Genomic DNA, 17,564 nt, shown 5'->3' with positions numbered 1-17,564 from the left:
TCGACAGATCATTAGTTGCAGAACCATGACAATGATTGGATATTATGCAAAACCAATTGACTTTGTTCGTAAAAAAGGAGATAAATAGAAACTGTATTGGTAAATGCGACTAGTATCGCAAGAGGTTTATGAAAAAGCAAAGTCGGCTATATATAGAGGTTGAACTCACAGAAAAAAAAACAGGGATCAATCTTGAAGGGTGAAGGGGAGTAATGACAGATGCTGTATACGGTAACATCGACATTACCACCAAAACACGGTGGTAGAACGAAGTCGTTATTGAGTCGAATCGCGCTCATGGAACAAGAACTTGGCGCGGGTTCAACAATCGTTACGACGAACTACAATGCCAACTACATGGAAGTCTACGAATTGTTCCGAACAGAAGAGAAGGTCGGTCCGAAAGTACAATTTGAAAATATCTACGATTGGCTATCAGATTACAAATTGTTAAGTATTCCAACGACTCGTTTTCGTAACAAACCGATCATCAAAGAAACAGCGCGTGAAATCGAAGGATTGAAAAGTGTCGAGAAAAAAGGCAGTGACGCCGTTCGTTATTATGATGAGGAAGATGAGTATGTCCTCTACCGTAAATATTACCCTGAAACGCAAGTCGTCGAATTCGAAGATTTCATGACGAACGCTTCACGTAAAAAAGTCGAGCGCTGGGAATATAATGTCTACGGTCAATTGCACCGGAAGACGATCTATTCGTCGGTCCATCATGGAAAGATGATGGAAGAGCTATATGATTCGGAAGGCAATATCTATTGTAAGAAGTTTTACAATGAAATGGCGCGCCCGAAACTCATCTTGATTCAGTTATACCGGAACGGCAGAATGTACAAAGCGTTCAAAAAAGAGAAGGACTTGTTTGAGTATTACTTCAACCGATTGTTTAAAGACGGTGATGTCTTGTTCGTCGATGCGCGTTTACTGGACCGCTCGATTCTCAACATTAAAGCAGATGTCAAACGGGTCATGGTCATCCATAACTCACACTTGGATGGTACGACCGTCAAAGGATCATATACGACGATGTTCTCGGAATCCGATAAAGTGACACGTTTCATCAGTCTGACGAATCACCAAAAAGAAGACATCCTGGAACGGTATGACATCCCGGAAGAGAAGATTTCCATCATTCCGCATTTCATCGTCCCAGAACAAACGCAACGACGTGACCAGGTCAAGGATCAATTTTGTTTCATCGGTCGATTCGGTCTACAAAAGCAGATGGATCATTTGATCAAGAGTTATGCGATCTTCAAACAATCCGGTCACGCGACGAAGCTTGTGCTCTACGGCATGGACGAACAAGGGCAACTGGCGATGATGGAGAGTTTGATCGAGGAACTCGGCTTAGAGGACGATATCGAAATCCACGGCTTCACGTCGAATCCGGCAGAAGTGTTCCGGGAATCGAAAGCCTCATTGTTGACGAGCGAATTTGAAGGATTTGGACTGACGGTCATGGAAAGTATCAATGTCGGCTGTCCGGTCATTTCTTATGACGTCAAATACGGACCACGCGAAATCATCGCCCACGGCGAGAACGGCTATCTTGTTCCAGCGAACGATATGGAAGCTTTTGCTGCCGCGATGGTGCAACTCGTCGAACGACCACTCGCGCGCGTCGAGACGAAGCCATCGCTTTACCTTGAGACGGCTGTAAAGAACTACGGACGATTACTAGAAGAATTAAGCAACTAAACCTACTACTTGAACGATGAAGAGGATGAACGTTATGAAGAAAATCACGAAAGCCATTATTCCAGCAGCAGGACTCGGGACACGTTTCTTGCCTGCGACAAAAGCAATGCCAAAAGAGATGTTACCGATTCTCGATAAACCGACGATCCAGTATATCGTCGAAGAAGCGGCAAAAGCCGGCATCGAAGATATCATCATCGTCACGGGGAAACACAAACGGGCGATCGAAGATCATTTTGATAACCAAAAAGAACTCGAGATCACGCTCGAGAACTCTGGGAAGACGGAATTACTCGAGAAGGTTCAATTCTCGACGAACCTCGCGAACATCTTCTATGTCCGCCAAAAAGAACAAAAAGGTCTCGGTCATGCCATTTTGACGGCAAAACAATTCATCGGGAACGAACCGTTCGCAGTCTTACTCGGGGACGATATCGTCGAGTCAGACAATCCGGCAATCAAACAATTGATGGACGTCTACGAGCAGACGGAAAAATCGGTCATCGGTGTACAAGAAGTCCGTCCGGAAGATACGCATCGTTACGGCATCATCGATCCGGTCTCACAAGACGGACGACTGTATGAGGTGAAGAAATTCGTCGAAAAACCGGCTCTAGGCACAGCACCATCGAACCTCGCGATCATGGGACGTTACGTGCTGACACCAGATATCTTTGGTTATCTAGCGAATCAAGGAGAAGGAGCGGGTGGCGAAATTCAATTGACGGATGCGATTGAACGCTTGAATGCGGATAGCCAAGTCTTTGCGTATGATTTCGAAGGCAACCGCTATGACGTCGGGGAGAAACTCGGCTTCGTCAAGACGACGATCGAGTATGCCTTGAAAGATGCAGAGATGAAAGATGAGCTTAAAGCTTTCATTAAATCATTAGACATCTAAAAAGGTGAACCACTCTGAAAAACTTCAGGGTGGTTTTTTGTAATTCATGAAACCCATCTTTCTAGTCGAAACGTAGAAGAAACAAGAAGAGAGGTGCTACATATGTTAACGTGGATTGCTTTAAAGAATTACCAAAAGTCAGATGGGCAATCCATAATTTGCTTGCATAGAACGTAATTGGCTCCTCGCAATATTTTCATGTAAACGTTTTTTAAAGTTGAATTAGTGGAAAATAAATGTAATTATATGAATATAGTGAAATGAAATGGTTTACTTTTATAAAAGTAAAATAAAGTATGAGGAATTGAGAGGTGAAACAGAAAGATGAAAAAACAAATTTTAGAAAGTGTTTTTGCAGCAATATTTTTTCTTATTTTTCTAATGTTTTTTGAAGGAATACCGAAGTCGACTGATACATGGGTCGAATATGGAATAAAGTTTGGGGCAATTGCTTTCATTTTCCTAATAACTGAAGTTATTTTTTCTAAAAAGTCACTCAAAAAAAACACATCAAATCAATAATGTAAGATTCAATTGTTCTAATACTGAGTAAGCAATAGAAAGAAAGCCCACATGTGCGTCATAATGTGGGTTTTCTTCAATACAAAGTTATCGAGTGAAGTATACTACGATATGACGAATCCACTATTTTCAACAATACCGCGATCCAATTCGATTTACTGCTTCATCCACCTTGCACTCCGACCATTCCCGTCGTTGAACGGATAGGAAATCGAGGATGAACAGGCTCGTCTGGATGGACGGATCGATGTCCTCTTGTTGACGAAGCTCACGTAGGCTGTCACATAACGCCTGCATCGCTTCCGAAGTTTCGAATGCTGGGCGGGAATGAAGTGCGTCCGACGAGTGCCAGCCGGGAACGTCTCACTAATCTCGTTATCAACGTTCTTCCATCGTCTACCTTCGACAGGGACAAACTTATAGAGTTCTTTGTATTGATCCGTCCAATCAAATGGACAATCTCCATCGGCACGGCGAGTTTTTTGAGATAGGTATATATAGTCGCGCATTCGTCGAACTCCTATAGCGAAATAGATCATTTTAAATTAAACATATTCATTTTCACGCTATTTGACTATGTTTATATATGTTCTGATCATAATTATTTTTCTTGTTATTCTAACGATCCCCCTAAAATAAATATAAGTAGGGAGTGACGTACCGAGCTTGCTACAATAGACATTGGATATTCAAAGGCGTTTTTGCTCATTTCTCGATGTCCTTGATGTAAAATAAGAAAGACAACGACGGAACAGGTAAGGGGCGAATGGACATGACGAAACGATCCATCCAAGATGCTGCTTTTTTGGGCAAACGAAAACAAGTAATGCGCTGCATCGAACGTGGTGACGATCTGAATGAACTGGATGAAGAAGGATTTGCGGCGCTTCATTGGGCGATTCAGGAAGGGTACCTACGGATCGTCGAATTGTTGCTCGATCACGGGGCGGATGTGAATCTTCCAAGTCAAGACGGGATGTCACCGTTGCATATCGCGTTGTATGATCAAAAGACCGACATTGCGTTACTTTTGATCAAGCGAGGTGCTCATCTTGATTTAGATGAACAAGGATTCTCAGCGCTTCATTTAGTAGCGGGACGGTCCGGCAATAAAAAAGTCTTACGGAAATTAGCACAGAATGTCGAGTTGTTACATCAACGGACCGATGACGGGGAAGGTGTGACACCGCTCCATTATGCGGCGCAAGAAGGTAAATCGAAAAAAGTCCAGCTGTTACTGGAAGCAGGAGCAGAAGTCGATGCTGTCGGATTAGATGGATTCACGCCGCTGTATCTCGCAGTCGGAAATAATCATCCGAAAGCGGTCAAAGTGCTTCTAAAGGCGGGAGCCGACATCGAGGCGGAAAACGTCGCGGATGGCGATACGGCAGTCCTCGCATTAGCGAGTGCTTACGGTTATGAACGGATTGTCCGTTTACTTCTCTCTTATGGAGCCGATCCATTGCATCGAAATGAAGACGGGCGGACAGCGCGTGGTGCAGCACTTGATAATGACCATCATCAGATTGCGGAAATTTTAAGACAAAAAGAGATTGATGCATTGTCTGAGGAAGAAAATAAGTGAGCGATTGACGACAACAGGAAACATCTGCGGAGGCTTCCTGTTTTTATTTTTAAAAGGACTTTCAAATCGCTTTGTCAAAATAGAGATAGGAGAACGCTTATTCGTCATCGAAAGGAAGGATACATCATGAACGCAAAAGATTGGATGGTATGGAATTTAAATGAAGTGAGAAGAAGAAGCATCAAAGTCTGGTGCTCGATTCCTGAAGATAAGCTGAACTGGAAACCGGATGAGAACGCCATGACGTGTTTGGAAATGATTCGTCATGTGTTAGATAGCGAGTATTATTATTACTTAGCCTTACAAAATGGAGGCAGTCTATCGTCGTATGAGTCTCCGTTTGAAGGGCGTGACTTCGTATCCGTGCAAGAGGAGCTAGACTTTGCGGAGGTCTATCGGGAGGAATTCATGACATATGTCGGGCGACTACCGGAATCAGATTTAGCGACGGTCCAGATTGATCGTTCCGAATCAGGTTATGTCCGTTCGCTTGGTGATATGCTGTTACGAATTGCTTATCATGAAGCAGTGCATACAGGACAGCTACTCGATTATTTGAGAACAGCAGACATTGAGCGTGTGCGGGTTTGGGACTAAGATAGGTGAATGAGAAAATAATGGTAGTACTATGAGCTACCGATGCTAGGGGGATGAAATTCTTGAATATACGTTTAGCCACGTCCAAAGACATGAAGGTAATAGCAAAAATTTACGTTGATACGTGGAGGACGACATACGCCGGTTTAGTACCTGATGTATATTTGACACAACTCTCGGTTCAACGAGCTGAACAAAAATGGACACAGTTTTTGAACGATTCCTCACAAGATACGTTCCTATATGTGGTATTGAACGAACAGGGAATCACAGTGGGATTCGCAGCAGCTCAGATTCATGCTGATGATGGAGTACGGATAGGAGAGTTATCTGCCCTCTATATATTACCTGAAGCGCACGGTTTAGGGATCGGCAAAAAATTGATGGCGACTATCGCTGCTCATTTCCTGAAAGCAGATGTCTTCTCGATGCTGGTTTGGGTGATGAAAAAGAACGAGTCGGGACGAGCATTTTACAAACGACTCGGAGGTAAATACATAGATCATCGTCAGAGTCGTTTTGGGAATGTCACGGTTAAAGATGAAGCCTATGAATGGCTGGATATTACCACGCTTGTCCGTCATCAGAATTAAAAACAAGGAGGAAGTACGATGCATCTGTACTTCCTCCTTGTATGAATCACAGACTCCATTTCATTAGTAATCCAGCTTGTGTCAAACCGCCACCGAATCCATATAATAGAAGCAAGTCACCCGTTTTGATTTTCCCTTCGGTAACACCTATATCTAAAGATAAGGGAATGGAGGCAGCAGAGGTATTTCCGAAATGGATGAGACTGTAAAGCGCTTTATCAAAAGGAACATTGCTTTTTTCGCAAATCGATTGAATCATGCGTAGGTTTGCACTGTGCGGAATGAACCAATCGATTTGATCCAAAGTCATTGATGCCTGATCCACTACTTGTTTCATTCCACGTGGAACCGTGCTGACCGCCCACTTGTAAACTTCGCGTCCATTTTGGATGAGTTTATTAGTGGGAATGATAGGATCTTCGAACAAGTGATTTGACAAGTTCGAGCAATAGAGACTGGCTCCTTTTTCCCCTTCCGAGTTCAAGTAGAATGAAATAAAGTCAGACTGGACTTCATCGCGTTCCACAAGAACCGCTCCACTACCATCTCCAAATAAAATGCATGTGTTTCGATCGGCATAGTCAGTGATGTTAGAGAGTGTTTCTGCTCCGATGACGAGAATTTTTTTATGAAGACCAGATGAAATTAACCCGTTCGCCAGGTGTAATCCGTATGTAAATCCTGCACATGCGGCGTTCAAATCAATTACACCCGCATGATTGATACCGAGTTTTGCTTGTACCAATGATGCAGTACTTGGTGTCTTAAAATCGGGTGTCATCGTACAGATGATGATCATATCAACATGTTGAAATTCTGTATTGTAACGCTGTTTTAAATTCATGGCTGCTTGATAGGCAAGATCACTTGTCGATTCAGTCTGACCCGCGATTCTTCGTTCTTTGATGCCTGTTCGTTGCACTATCCATTCATCATTTGTTTCTACTAGTTTCTCTAAATCATGGTTCGTCATAATTTGATTTGGAACGTAAGAGCCGATTGCTGTTACTCGAGCATGATATGCAGTCATAAATGGTTCCTCCCTGTAAAAAGATGTTATACTTGGTTTTAGTACTAGGTACTAATTTAAGAGAATTTTCTTTTAAACACAAGGAATATAACTTATCGTACACATCATCAATTCGATTAGATGAAAAAAAGAGCGGTCTTTAGCGGATGCTCGAAAGGAGTAAGGAAGGATGATTGGAATCAGCATCGCCACCACATGGGAGTTCGACGCGACGATTGCGTATTTTCATGTCTCGCCTGAGGAAAGAATCACTTATCCGTATGGTGAATACTTCACGCGTGAGATGAACGGGAAGACACTTCTGTTTTACAGCACAGGCGTTCGAAAAGTAAATGGCATCGGTGCGAACCAATATATGATCCTCCGTTTTCCCTTGACGAAGGTCATCATTGCCGGAACATGTGCCGGCATCGATCCGAGGTACGACATACTCGATATCATCGTGCCAGATTGCGCTGTTCAATATGATTGTACGGTCAAAGAGATTGAACCACTCATTAAACCGTCATTCGTCGTCAATCTCGACGTCTCAAAATATGGCAACGACTTTCATCTCGGAACGATCGGAACGGCTGATCGCGCTGTCGTCATGTGGCGAGACTATCTCGAACTGCGAGATAACGGTCTGACGATTGCCGATACGGAGGCGGGGGCTGTCGCGTACATCTGTCAGAAAAATGCTGTCGAATGTATCATCATCAAAGGCATCTCCGATTTTCCGACAGAAGAGAAGAACGAGGGTGCTGTCGAAGCAAACGTCGAACAGATGCGGATCTATATCGAGAACACACCGAAAGTCATGCGACGGATTTTTGACGACTACTTGCATCGATTTCTAATGTAATTTGTACCCGATGCACTTCTTTTACATATTTTCCAAGTTTCTTACGGCAATATAGTTCATTGGCATTGTATTTTTTGAAATATGTTCTATCATAGTGAATGGAAACGTTTTCTCGAAATGGTGAGTACATATCGAACTGTACAAGAAATGCGCTGCAATCATCAGGTTTCGTAGGTGTAGAAGTAGATGGAGGCACATAGAAGCATGCAAGAATGGAAAGTATCTGGTCAGAAACGGATTGATATTGAAAGCCGGTTTCGTCCAGAAATCGAAGGGCTACGCACGGTAGCTGCCTTACTCGTCGCAATGTATCACATTTGGTTCAATCGTGTCTCAGGTGGTGTCGATGTCTTCTTCGTCATCTCGGGTTTTTTAATCACGACATCAATCATCTCGACGATCAACCGGACAGGAGAGTTCAAGTTCCTTCCGTATGTGACAAAGTTGCTGAAACGACTGTTGCCATCGGTTTTATTCATCCTAGGAGTCGTCTTGGTATTAAGTACGTTTTTATTACCAGCATCGATTCTCGGTAAAACGATTCGTGAAGTCGTCGCCTCGATGTTCTTTTATCAAAACTGGCAACTCGCCGTCTCAAGTACTGATTACTTGGACGTGACGCAAATGAAGTCACCCGTCGAACATTTTTGGGCGTTATCGATCCAGTGGCAATTTTATATGATTTGGTTCGTCTTGTTTTCGTTCATCTTATGGATGATGAACAAATATCAGATTCGATCAGTTAAAGCCGTCCTCAATGGTCTCCTTGGATTCTTGTTCGTCACGTCACTTTCGTACTCGATCTATCTGACTGAAGTCAATCAGCCATGGGCGTATTTCATTACGCCGACACGGGTCTGGGAATTCGCCTTAGGCAGCTTGTTATGCGTGAACTTATCCGCTATTCGTATCTCGAAATGGGTAGCGACAATCATCGGTTGGATCGGTCTGCTTGGCTTGCTAACGACTGGTGTTCTGTTCAATGTCTCGCAAATGTTCCCTGGCTACATCGCACTCTGGCCGATGACATGCGCCTTGATGATCGTGTTATCAGGGACGCAAGAGACACGGTTCGGATTAAAACGGTTCCTCGGATCTAAACCAATGGTCAAACTTGGGGGGATTGCCTTCGGGATTTATCTCTGGCACTGGGTACTGCTTGAGTTCTATCGCTACAACGTCCAACAAACACCTAGTCTGCTCGTCGGCACATTAATCATCGTCTCGTCGATCGGCTTATCGAATCTGATGACGGAATGGATTGAAAAACCGATCCGGACTTCGACCGTCAATCGGACAGCGTTCAAGAAATTAGGTGCGCTGTTGACGGTCAACGTTTTGTTAATCGGATCATTACTCGGATTCGCTTATATGGAAGAACAAGAGCTGAAACAAGCCGTCAGTAAGAATAAATATCCGGGTGCCTTAGCAATTGAACAGGCACTGTCTGTACCGAAGCAAGCCCCATTCCCGTCATATGCGAACGTCTTCAATGACTTACCCCTCGTCCATACGGATGGTAGCAACCAAGGGCTGCAAAAGACGGAAGCGAAAGTCGGTGTATACGGGAAAACGAAGGATTATAAAGCGACGATCGCACTCGTCGGAAGCTCACACTCGGAGCAATGGTTCGGTGCCTTACATGAAGCAATCAAAGGAACGGACATCCGTTTACTCAATCTGACGCGGTCAGGAACACGTTTTTCGACCGGCTATGAACCGAATTCCTTAAAAGGGATCTGGAACCAGAACGTCTTGAACTATTTGAAGGATGCTGACGTCGATTTGATCATCTCGCACGTGACGGCAGCGGATGCTTCAAAAGACAGCATCCATCAACAAATGGTCGACCAGATGCAGTTCGTCAAGGACGAGTATGGTATTGATGGATTGGCGCTTCGAGACAATCCACGATACGATTTTAACGTACTCGAGGCACTGGAGACGACGAGCATCGCTGATACGACGAAACAGATGAACACACAACCGAATCAAACGGATGAAGGGTATTGGAAACAATTCGAAAAAACGAACCAGTCGCTCCACAAGCTGGATTTGACGCGTTACTTCCACGTCAAAGGCGAGTACCGTCCCGTTATCGGCAATGTCGTCATCTATCGCGATAACAGCCATATGACGAATACGTATGCGGAAAGTTTTGCTCCGATGTTTAAGAAAAAGCTCAACGAGGTCCTCGCAGAAAAATTAGCAACGGACGAATAAAATATGTAAAACGGCTTGCATCCAGAAAAGGGTGCAAGCCGTTTTTTCGTATCATCGGTCAAACAGAGTAACTGCCGTCTGGTTGTTCAAGTAATTCAAGGGTTTGAGTGCGCATCATTTGATCCGTTTTGAAGTACGCATCGACGACACGAGAAGCGGCAAACCCATCCTCCATCGGACCATACGTCGCACGGAATGCATCAAGTTGCGCTTGATACATTTTCGTCAGACGCGGAATGTCCGATAAGGCGTGAAGCAATGCTTCTTCCGTTTCTAGGATCGGTCCCGGAAGGTCATTGTAGTAATCCAGGTAGAACCCGCGCAGCGTATCGCGGTAGAGATCAAGGTCATACGCATAGAACATCATCGGACGATTCATGTTCGCGAAGTCGAAGAAAACAGAAGAATAGTCTGTGATCAGTAGATCGGTGATCAAGTACAGTTCTTGAATGTCCGGATAGGCCGTCACATCGATGAACTGTTCCCGGTGCTGCGCTGGAATCTTCGGCTTTTTCGTGACGAGCACGTGCGTCCGAATCAAGAAGACATACTCATCGCCTAACGCTTCCGCGACCCGGTCGAAATCAAACGGATAGTCGAAGTAGAACTTCCCTTTACCGAGCGACTGATGGTCACGGAAAGTCGGTGCATACAAGATGACTTTCTTGTCTTCCGGCAGTTGAAGCTGCGTCCGGATCCGTTCAATTGTCGCCGCATTATTCGCCGTAAAGAAGAGATCGTTTCGCGGATAACCAGATTCGACGACCGGTCCCCCGTACTGGAACGCACTTCTAAAGATGTTCGTCGCATAGGGACTCGGAGACAAGAGGACGCTCCATTGCTGGATTGCGTTCGTTACACGCTCGATATAGCCTTCGTCCCGTCCATGGATCTCGTCTAAGTCAAACAACATCTTCTTCAAAGGTGTGCCGTGCCATGTCTGAATGTAGGTCGTCTCTTTTCGCCGCGTCATGTAATGCGGGAAGTTCTGATTGTTGACCCAAAACTTCGCCGTCGCCATGTAATAAAAGTAGGCAGGAGATAAGCGTTTGACGACTTTTGCGTTCGGATCTCCGAGATAAAGCTTCTTGTTATAAATCCAGACGACTTTGTAGCCGAGTGCTTGTTGCTTCAGTTCCTCATAAATGTAACGCGGACTGTCCGCGTAATGTTTACCGAGCCCACTCTCGAAGACAACGAGTTTCGGGTCGACCGGCAAGACGCGTTGCATGAGTCGATATCCTGCCTTCATCGTCGGGAAGTAGAACCGGCTTCGGCGATAGACCTTAAAGAGGATGTTCGCCGCCTCGTTCGTCTGAATCTTCTCTAAAAGACTCGTCTGTTTCGTATAATTAGCGATTGTTTGATAGACCTGATCAGAGTAAGTCGTATCCGTTTTCGTCAAGAAGACGTCAGCGCGTCGTTTGTATTCATCCGCCATCTTAAAATCACGGCGTGCCGTCGCGTCGAGATCCTCGAACAAGTCATCGATTGTTTTTGAAATCCGACCTGGTAATTCGTTTTCTAGATCGAGATACGAACCGAGAGGACCGATGAAGCGTTTCGGGTCGAATTGCAGGTAATGGACCGGTCGCTTTAAGAAACTGAAGTCAAAAGCGACACTCGAATAGTCGGTGACGAGCAAGAGGCTCTCCTTTAACAATCCTTGAACATCGCGTTCGCCCTGATGGATGACCGTGATCGGTAAGTTCTCGAAGTGACTCGAATATTGCTGCATGTTTGGATGCAGGCAAAGAACGATCTCGAGACGATGCTGTTTCGCGTACGCATGCAAACGATCACTCGATAGGAACGCTTGGTACTGCTGATAGTATTCTGATTCGAAGAACTGGAGTGGCGTCTGTAACCACGACCGCCACGTCGGAATGACGAGCATCTGACGTTTGACCGGGACGTCATTTTTCAAGAGTGCATCAAAGCGAGACAAGCCAGTAATTTTGACCTCGCGCTCAGCGTATCCCATATCTTGTGTGACGAGTCGTTTTTCCCGCTCCGAGCTGACAAGGAACAAATCCGTGTCGAAGGCAGCAGCAAATTTCCCGTATTGATTGTTCATGTTCTTCGTTCCGAGAACCCCGTGTTGGATGAAGACACGATCTGCACGCATCTTGCGTTTGAACGGCTCCGAGCGAAGCGGATACAAGTATTCCGCGTGGTGTGTCCCGATGACCTTCTTTGCCATCAAAGAGTGATAGATGTGTTCCTTCGATTTGATCGGCAAGACGTTTCCGAGCGGAGCGACTTGCGCATATTCGTTCGACGCCGGATCGATGACGTAATAGACCGGTCGCTCCGGATAGGTCTCGCGCATGTATTTGAAGAAGTGGTAACCATTGTCCTGCGCTTTATATGGACGTTCTCCGACGAGCCACGTGTTCTTCTCGGCAAACAGCCGGTAGAGCGGGGCAAATGTCATCAGATGATTCAGATAGGCGTAATTTTCATTCGTGAACTCGGTCATCTCAAATGATAGATTCCGGTGACCGACCGTGTAGTACGGAATGATATGCATCGTCGACGTCTCATCTTTCCCTAACGCTTCCGGTGTCAGCTGACGCGTGATATAACGGGCACGACCGAGACGGTGTAATTTCGGTTCCGATCGGTGATAGAAATCGAGCGTGATGAAAGCATCATAAACCCCTTCTTGCAATTGGGCTGCTTGATAGAGGTGCGACCAGTGAATCTTCGCCGTGTAATGATAGAGATACAATCCGAATTTTTTCGCACTTACCTCGTTTTGGTACAACCAATCGATTGGGATAGGGACTTGATCGCCACTCTCTCGGTGAACAAGGAGCAACCGTCCCGTCTTGATGAACGCATGACGCGTAAAGGCTTTTCCGCTGATGACTGTCGTCGCCTTCGTCTCATTATGGACCGCATCGATTTGAATCTTCGGCTTCGTCTGCGGTTCTTTGTTCAGCAACAGACGCAGGTTGCCTTTTAGGTCCGTATACAACTGGACGAATTCGTTGAACGTCTCATCCATCAACGGTGCGAGCGGCGCAGGGATCTGTGTATCAAGGAAACGTCCTAGCAGAATCTCACGGGTGAAGACAGACGCGTCGAGCGTAGCATGACTCGGTAAGCCGTCAGATTCCCATTTCTGTAATTGCTCCGGTGTGAGGTGTTCAACTTTTTTCGTGAACGTAAGCCAAAGCGAAAAACGATCAATCGGATAGAGCGTATCTTGATCGGCTTCGACGGACTCGATCTCAGCGAGACCGTCTTCTTCGACCGTCGGAACGTCCGCCTCTTCTTGCATCTGAGCAACATGCTGACTCAATTGAGACACGATTGAATGCGACAGCTGAAAGGTGAAGCGATGATCGTCCAGTTGGTTCGGCACTTCAAGGACCGTCTCTTGCGATCGATCGCGGATACGTAACGACGTGATCGTCAGCAACGGATCATTCAATTGACCGGATAGCGTATAGTCTGTCGGCGAAGATTGAATCTGTAACGATTCTTTTAATGCCGATCGTTTAAGCTTTTTTTGTTTTTTCGGAAGTACGGAATGTCCAAATTGGAGCACCCGGAGAGCAGATTTAAAAAGCATGGAATCAAGGAACCTCCTACTAAAAGATGTTTTATGAAAGCGTTATCTTCCCTTAGCATTCTATCATAATCAATAGCTAAAACATCCTAAAATTTGAAAAACAATGCGGACTTTGGTGGATAGACAAAAAAACCTCCTCACAGGGGAGGAGGTCGACTAACTATTCGTCGAGCTGATTCAAAAGCATCAGCCAATTTTTCGTGAAAAGATCATCCGAAAAACGCTCAACCGAATGCAAGGCGGCTTCGCCCATTTGACGTCTTAGGGATGGTTGTTCCATCAAGCGAATCGCTGCGTCAGCAAAGGCTGACGAGTCTCCAGGTGGAATGATAAAACCAGTCGTTCCATGCTCAATGATTTCTCGAGTACGACGACTTGCGTCGGTGCTTCGATATGATACTTCGTCGCGTCGATTTTCTGTAACGGTGATTTTTGTTCCTCGGGACGAAATTCGACTTTAAGCTGTTGATAATGCAAATGCATTTCGTCGACACTACTCGGTAACGTCATCCGGACGACGAACGGATGATAGTCGTCATGGATCAGCATCAATTGGAATGGATCTGAACGCGGTTCGAGTGCCTCGGTCGGAATGAACAGTTCGTTCTCATCGATATGGAACGGAACGTCGGTCTCCGTTGTTTCATCGTTGGGTGCGATTAAGAGAACTTGATCGACCGAAGACGTGTCGTCTTTGAGTAATTGTACGACTTCATAGAAGACACCATCAACGAGACGGGTGCCTGCATACGTAGCAAAGAATGGCTCAAGGACAGGTCCGAGATGATGCAACGATTCTGGCATCTGGTAATAGAGACGATTCTCTGATACATATCGCCGGGCTTTATGCTTTTGGACGAGTAGCGTGATGAAGGCGACGAAGCTGTCATAATCTTTTTGCTGAAGCAAGGCGTACTGTTTTTGGAAGATGTCATCGAAAATGAAATCCGCTGGATCTGCATCATGGCATTCAAAGACGCCAATCATCTCGCGGAACAGATCAAAAAAGGTTTGTTGTTGTGGATGCTCAAGGAAACGCTTGTTGTTGAACAGTCGGGAGAGGAAGTCCATCTCGATCAACCGACTCAAAGCATGCGTTTTAGCGACTGCCGGAATATCAAGTTCGAGCGTTTTCTCAAGCACTTGTAAATTGAAGGTCGTCTTTTCGAAAATATTGGTTTGTCCGACAAGCGAATCATTCATCGCGAAACGATTGACGTGATAGACCGGTGCCGGATTCATCGAAGCCGTTTGACATTTCGAGATGGCTTCAAAGAAGAAGAGTTTATCTTCACCGTACTGCATCGGGCTGAACCGGATGTTATGTTCAAGCAAGACGGAGCGCTTCAGGATTTTCCCCGGAGGTCCGACCGCGCGGAACACTTTGTCGATTTCATACGGAACAAGCTGATTCGCTGTCGTAAACGATGCAAAGCGACCAACCTTTTGAATCGACGTGTTGGTATGTTTGATCGTTTGACCGAATGCGATATCGGCATCATGCGAAGCGGCTTGTGCGACGAGTTGAGGGAATCCGACTGGATCGAGACGATCATCAGCATCTAAGAACGTGACGTAGGTACCTGTCGCTTCTTCAATTCCGACGTTTCGCGGTTGTGCAGGACTGCCCGTATTTTCAGGAAGTTCGATGATGCGAATGAAATCCATCGTTTGTGCAGCCGTGTGGAGAATCGATAACGATTCATCCGTCGAACCATCATCAACGAAAATCGCTTCGATTGTTGAGTGATCGAGCAAGAGTTCTTGGATCGATGCGATACAAGTTGAGAGATATGTCGCCTTATTGTATACAGGAATAATGATTGATACGGTTCTTTCCATTAGTAATTCCCACCTTAAACTAAATATTAAAAAATACCCCCTGAACTGTGCCCTAAAACAGATGAAGGAAAGAGAAAGGTAAGAAAACACGAAAATGGTCGATGACTCCATTAAATAATAGAGTCATCGACCATTTAGACAATTAACAAATCAGCCTTATAGGATTAGAATTACTTGATTCCAATGTTCTCAAGGTATTTTTTTTCAGAGGCATCGATTTTACGGTTGATTTGTTTCGAATACGTCTTCCGCGCGTAAGTCGATCCTTTTTTCTGATAAATGGCTCTTTCTCTATCAGATGATTGATCGTAATAGATTTCGATTAAATCTTGATCCTCATAGACGATGACGCCCGTTTCATCAGTGTTTCGCTCTAGGTGCTGGTTGATCTGTTGCTGCTTCAAGTACTGGTTTTCAGATTTAAAGACTTGATTGATGGCTACATCGTATTTCTTTTTTGCTTCCTCACTCGTCGTATTTCCGTCTTGATCGTAATCACTACACCCTGCTAGACAGACGATCGAAAATAGCAGTAAAAATAAAAGTTTACTTTTCAATTGCGAACACCTCCGAAGTACACGTTCTGTATTATCGATAGTGTACATCAAGGCAACACTTCATATGTAGTGCACTTGAGAAAAAGGGAAGTGTTTCGTGTTGATCGCATTATAGTTCGATGGCATCGATGACACCTTCAGGATACTCCCAGACGTTGCCTTCAATGAGCCATTGATGGTGGCAGTTCGGACAAGCGACTTCCGAAGAAAAGTCATACTGGATTTCGAGACCTAAGCGCCGGTTTTCGTACGCTACACTATGTAAATCTTCAATGAGAATCTCATCCTTGAATTTCTCGCGACAACGTGGACATTTGAATTTCGAATAGTGACTGATGACCGTATCCATTTAATTCAACTCCTAAATAAAGAATAAGTACCGTATACAGTATAATGATAACGCTTACATAAAAGTGTTTTAAATTAAAATTGTAATCAAAATGGAATATATCAACTAAATTGGATATTGATTTATAGAGATTTCGAGGAAGGACTGTAAGAAAGAGGAATACCTGTACCTATACATCCGTTCAATCCAAATGAGGCATATTTTGATGTTAGCAGTTAGTTAGGATCACGCTAAGGTCGTTCAAGTGTTGCTACAGTACGGAGTAGATTCAAATCATCAGGATACAATGGGAAAACGGTCATTGATTATGCGAAGAAATATAAAAATAAAAAACTCCTCAAACTCTTCGATGGATTGCTTTGAAGGATTCGTAGCACATCTTCTTTTAACCATATTTTGAGTTCTAGCGGTTGTGCTATTAAAGCATCTACACATACTTCACATTTTCCGTTTATCACATGCTAAACTTAAACAATCTATTTCTAAGTAAAGGAATGATTTGGATGTGGAAGGCACTATTGTTTAATTCTATTTGGATGGGTATCACAATTCCAATTCTTTTGAGTGTCGTTTTTACAATTTTGCATCCTCTACTCGTTTTTGAATACAGTGGTGTTCTCATGATTGTTGTTACATTAATCATTGGCATAATTGATGTTTACCTAGCAATTCGGATTTGGACATGGATCGAAGGAAAGTTCTTCGAACGAAAACGGTACATGTGAGTACAGCCTAACAAATGGACGCTTTAAAAAAGTCGTTTTAACTTTTTCGTTACTATGAGGTGGCTTCGGTATTGAACCGGAGTCATCTTTTGACATTTTCAGATGTCTCGATATTCTTTACCTAAGTAAGGAATACCGCTTTACAGGATTTTATGCTTACAGTTCATCGATTTTCTAATCGTCTTTCATATGAAGCGCAGTTCTTATTTTCGAACTAAGGCGTCCATCTTGTGCAACTAAATAAAACATTAAAGTAACAGGTATAAAAAATCCCAAAAATGTATTATGAAATATATAATATATGGTAGAAGATACTTTTTGAAAATGACATTTTTTAATGTCTAACGAATTGTAATATTAAGTGCAACACCTAGCTGAAAACACAAAAAAACCCATACCGACCTCGTGTAGAATAGAGTTACCACACCAAATTCAACGGAGGATTCGTTATGAGCTATGTTCATCTTACCACATCAGAAAGAGTCAAAATAGAAACT

The 17,564-nt window shown here is 44.3% G+C and carries 14 protein-coding genes; 8 read left to right on the top strand and 6 right to left on the bottom strand.

Going from position 1 to position 17,564, the window contains the following annotated elements:
- The first annotated feature begins 219 nt into the window (after positions 1-219).
- The 6 genes from Q9R23_RS12560 (at position 220) to Q9R23_RS12535 (ending at position 5,914) form a co-directional block, all read left to right on the top strand.
- Positions 220-1,716 (top strand): glycosyltransferase, encoded by a 1,497-nt coding sequence (locus Q9R23_RS12560; protein WP_311247179.1) that lies wholly within the window; start codon positions 220-222, stop codon positions 1,714-1,716.
- Positions 1,717-1,750: 34 nt separating this feature from the next.
- Positions 1,751-2,617 (top strand): UTP--glucose-1-phosphate uridylyltransferase GalU, encoded by an 867-nt coding sequence (galU, locus tag Q9R23_RS12555; RefSeq protein ID WP_311247178.1) that lies wholly within the window; start codon positions 1,751-1,753, stop codon positions 2,615-2,617.
- A gap of 324 nt (positions 2,618-2,941) precedes the next feature.
- On the top strand, positions 2,942-3,139 hold the full coding sequence (locus Q9R23_RS12550; RefSeq protein WP_290757044.1) for a hypothetical protein: 198 nt from the start codon (positions 2,942-2,944) through the stop codon (positions 3,137-3,139).
- A gap of 772 nt (positions 3,140-3,911) precedes the next feature.
- Complete coding sequence (locus tag Q9R23_RS12545; RefSeq protein WP_311247177.1) at positions 3,912-4,724, top strand: ankyrin repeat domain-containing protein; 813 nt, start codon at positions 3,912-3,914, stop codon at positions 4,722-4,724.
- A gap of 126 nt (positions 4,725-4,850) precedes the next feature.
- Positions 4,851-5,321, top strand: a complete 471-nt coding sequence (locus Q9R23_RS12540) for a DinB family protein (RefSeq protein WP_290757038.1) — start codon at positions 4,851-4,853, stop codon at positions 5,319-5,321.
- Between the two features lie 62 nt (positions 5,322-5,383).
- Entirely contained in the window at positions 5,384-5,914 is a 531-nt protein-coding gene (locus Q9R23_RS12535; protein ID WP_214855886.1) for a GNAT family N-acetyltransferase, read from the top strand.
- Positions 5,915-5,960: 46 nt separating this feature from the next.
- Here the strand turns inward: Q9R23_RS12535 and Q9R23_RS12530 are convergent, their stop codons facing one another.
- Positions 5,961-6,944: a ketoacyl-ACP synthase III gene (locus Q9R23_RS12530; protein WP_311247176.1), complete on the bottom strand. Its 984-nt coding sequence runs from the start codon at positions 6,942-6,944 to the stop codon at positions 5,961-5,963.
- Between the two features lie 169 nt (positions 6,945-7,113).
- Here Q9R23_RS12530 and Q9R23_RS12525 point away from each other — a divergent pair, with 169 nt between their 5' ends.
- Positions 7,114-7,788 carry a 5'-methylthioadenosine/S-adenosylhomocysteine nucleosidase family protein gene (locus Q9R23_RS12525; RefSeq protein ID WP_311247175.1) on the top strand — a complete coding sequence of 225 codons (675 nt, stop codon included), beginning with the start codon at positions 7,114-7,116 and terminating at the stop codon, positions 7,786-7,788.
- Between the two features lie 204 nt (positions 7,789-7,992).
- Positions 7,993-10,011, top strand: a complete 2,019-nt coding sequence (locus tag Q9R23_RS12520; protein WP_311247174.1) for an acyltransferase family protein — start codon at positions 7,993-7,995, stop codon at positions 10,009-10,011.
- Between the two features lie 58 nt (positions 10,012-10,069).
- Here the strand turns inward: Q9R23_RS12520 and Q9R23_RS12515 are convergent, their stop codons facing one another.
- From Q9R23_RS12515 to Q9R23_RS12500, 5 genes are all read right to left on the bottom strand, one after another.
- Positions 10,070-13,594, bottom strand: a complete 3,525-nt coding sequence (locus Q9R23_RS12515) for a CDP-glycerol glycerophosphotransferase family protein (protein WP_311247173.1) — start codon at positions 13,592-13,594, stop codon at positions 10,070-10,072.
- Between the two features lie 160 nt (positions 13,595-13,754).
- Complete coding sequence (locus tag Q9R23_RS15925; protein WP_396136374.1) at positions 13,755-13,949, bottom strand: hypothetical protein; 195 nt, start codon at positions 13,947-13,949, stop codon at positions 13,755-13,757.
- Positions 13,874-15,436, bottom strand: a complete 1,563-nt coding sequence (locus Q9R23_RS12510) for a glycosyltransferase family 2 protein (protein WP_290783998.1) — start codon at positions 15,434-15,436, stop codon at positions 13,874-13,876. The genes Q9R23_RS15925 and Q9R23_RS12510 overlap by 76 nt, the downstream gene beginning before the upstream one ends.
- A 170-nt stretch (positions 15,437-15,606) precedes the next feature.
- On the bottom strand, positions 15,607-15,993 hold the full coding sequence (locus tag Q9R23_RS12505) for a hypothetical protein (RefSeq protein ID WP_290784000.1): 387 nt from the start codon (positions 15,991-15,993) through the stop codon (positions 15,607-15,609).
- A gap of 109 nt (positions 15,994-16,102) precedes the next feature.
- Entirely contained in the window at positions 16,103-16,342 is a 240-nt protein-coding gene (locus Q9R23_RS12500) for a hypothetical protein (protein ID WP_290784002.1), read from the bottom strand.
- Between the last annotated feature and the right edge of the window lie 1,222 nt (positions 16,343-17,564).

The sequence above is a fragment of the Exiguobacterium sp. BRG2 genome (genome assembly GCF_031844245.1).
Classification (GTDB): Bacteria; Bacillota; Bacilli; order Exiguobacteriales; family Exiguobacteriaceae; genus Exiguobacterium_A.
The sequence above is the reverse complement of the archived record's forward strand: the minus strand, read 5'-3'. Positions and strand labels throughout refer to the sequence as shown.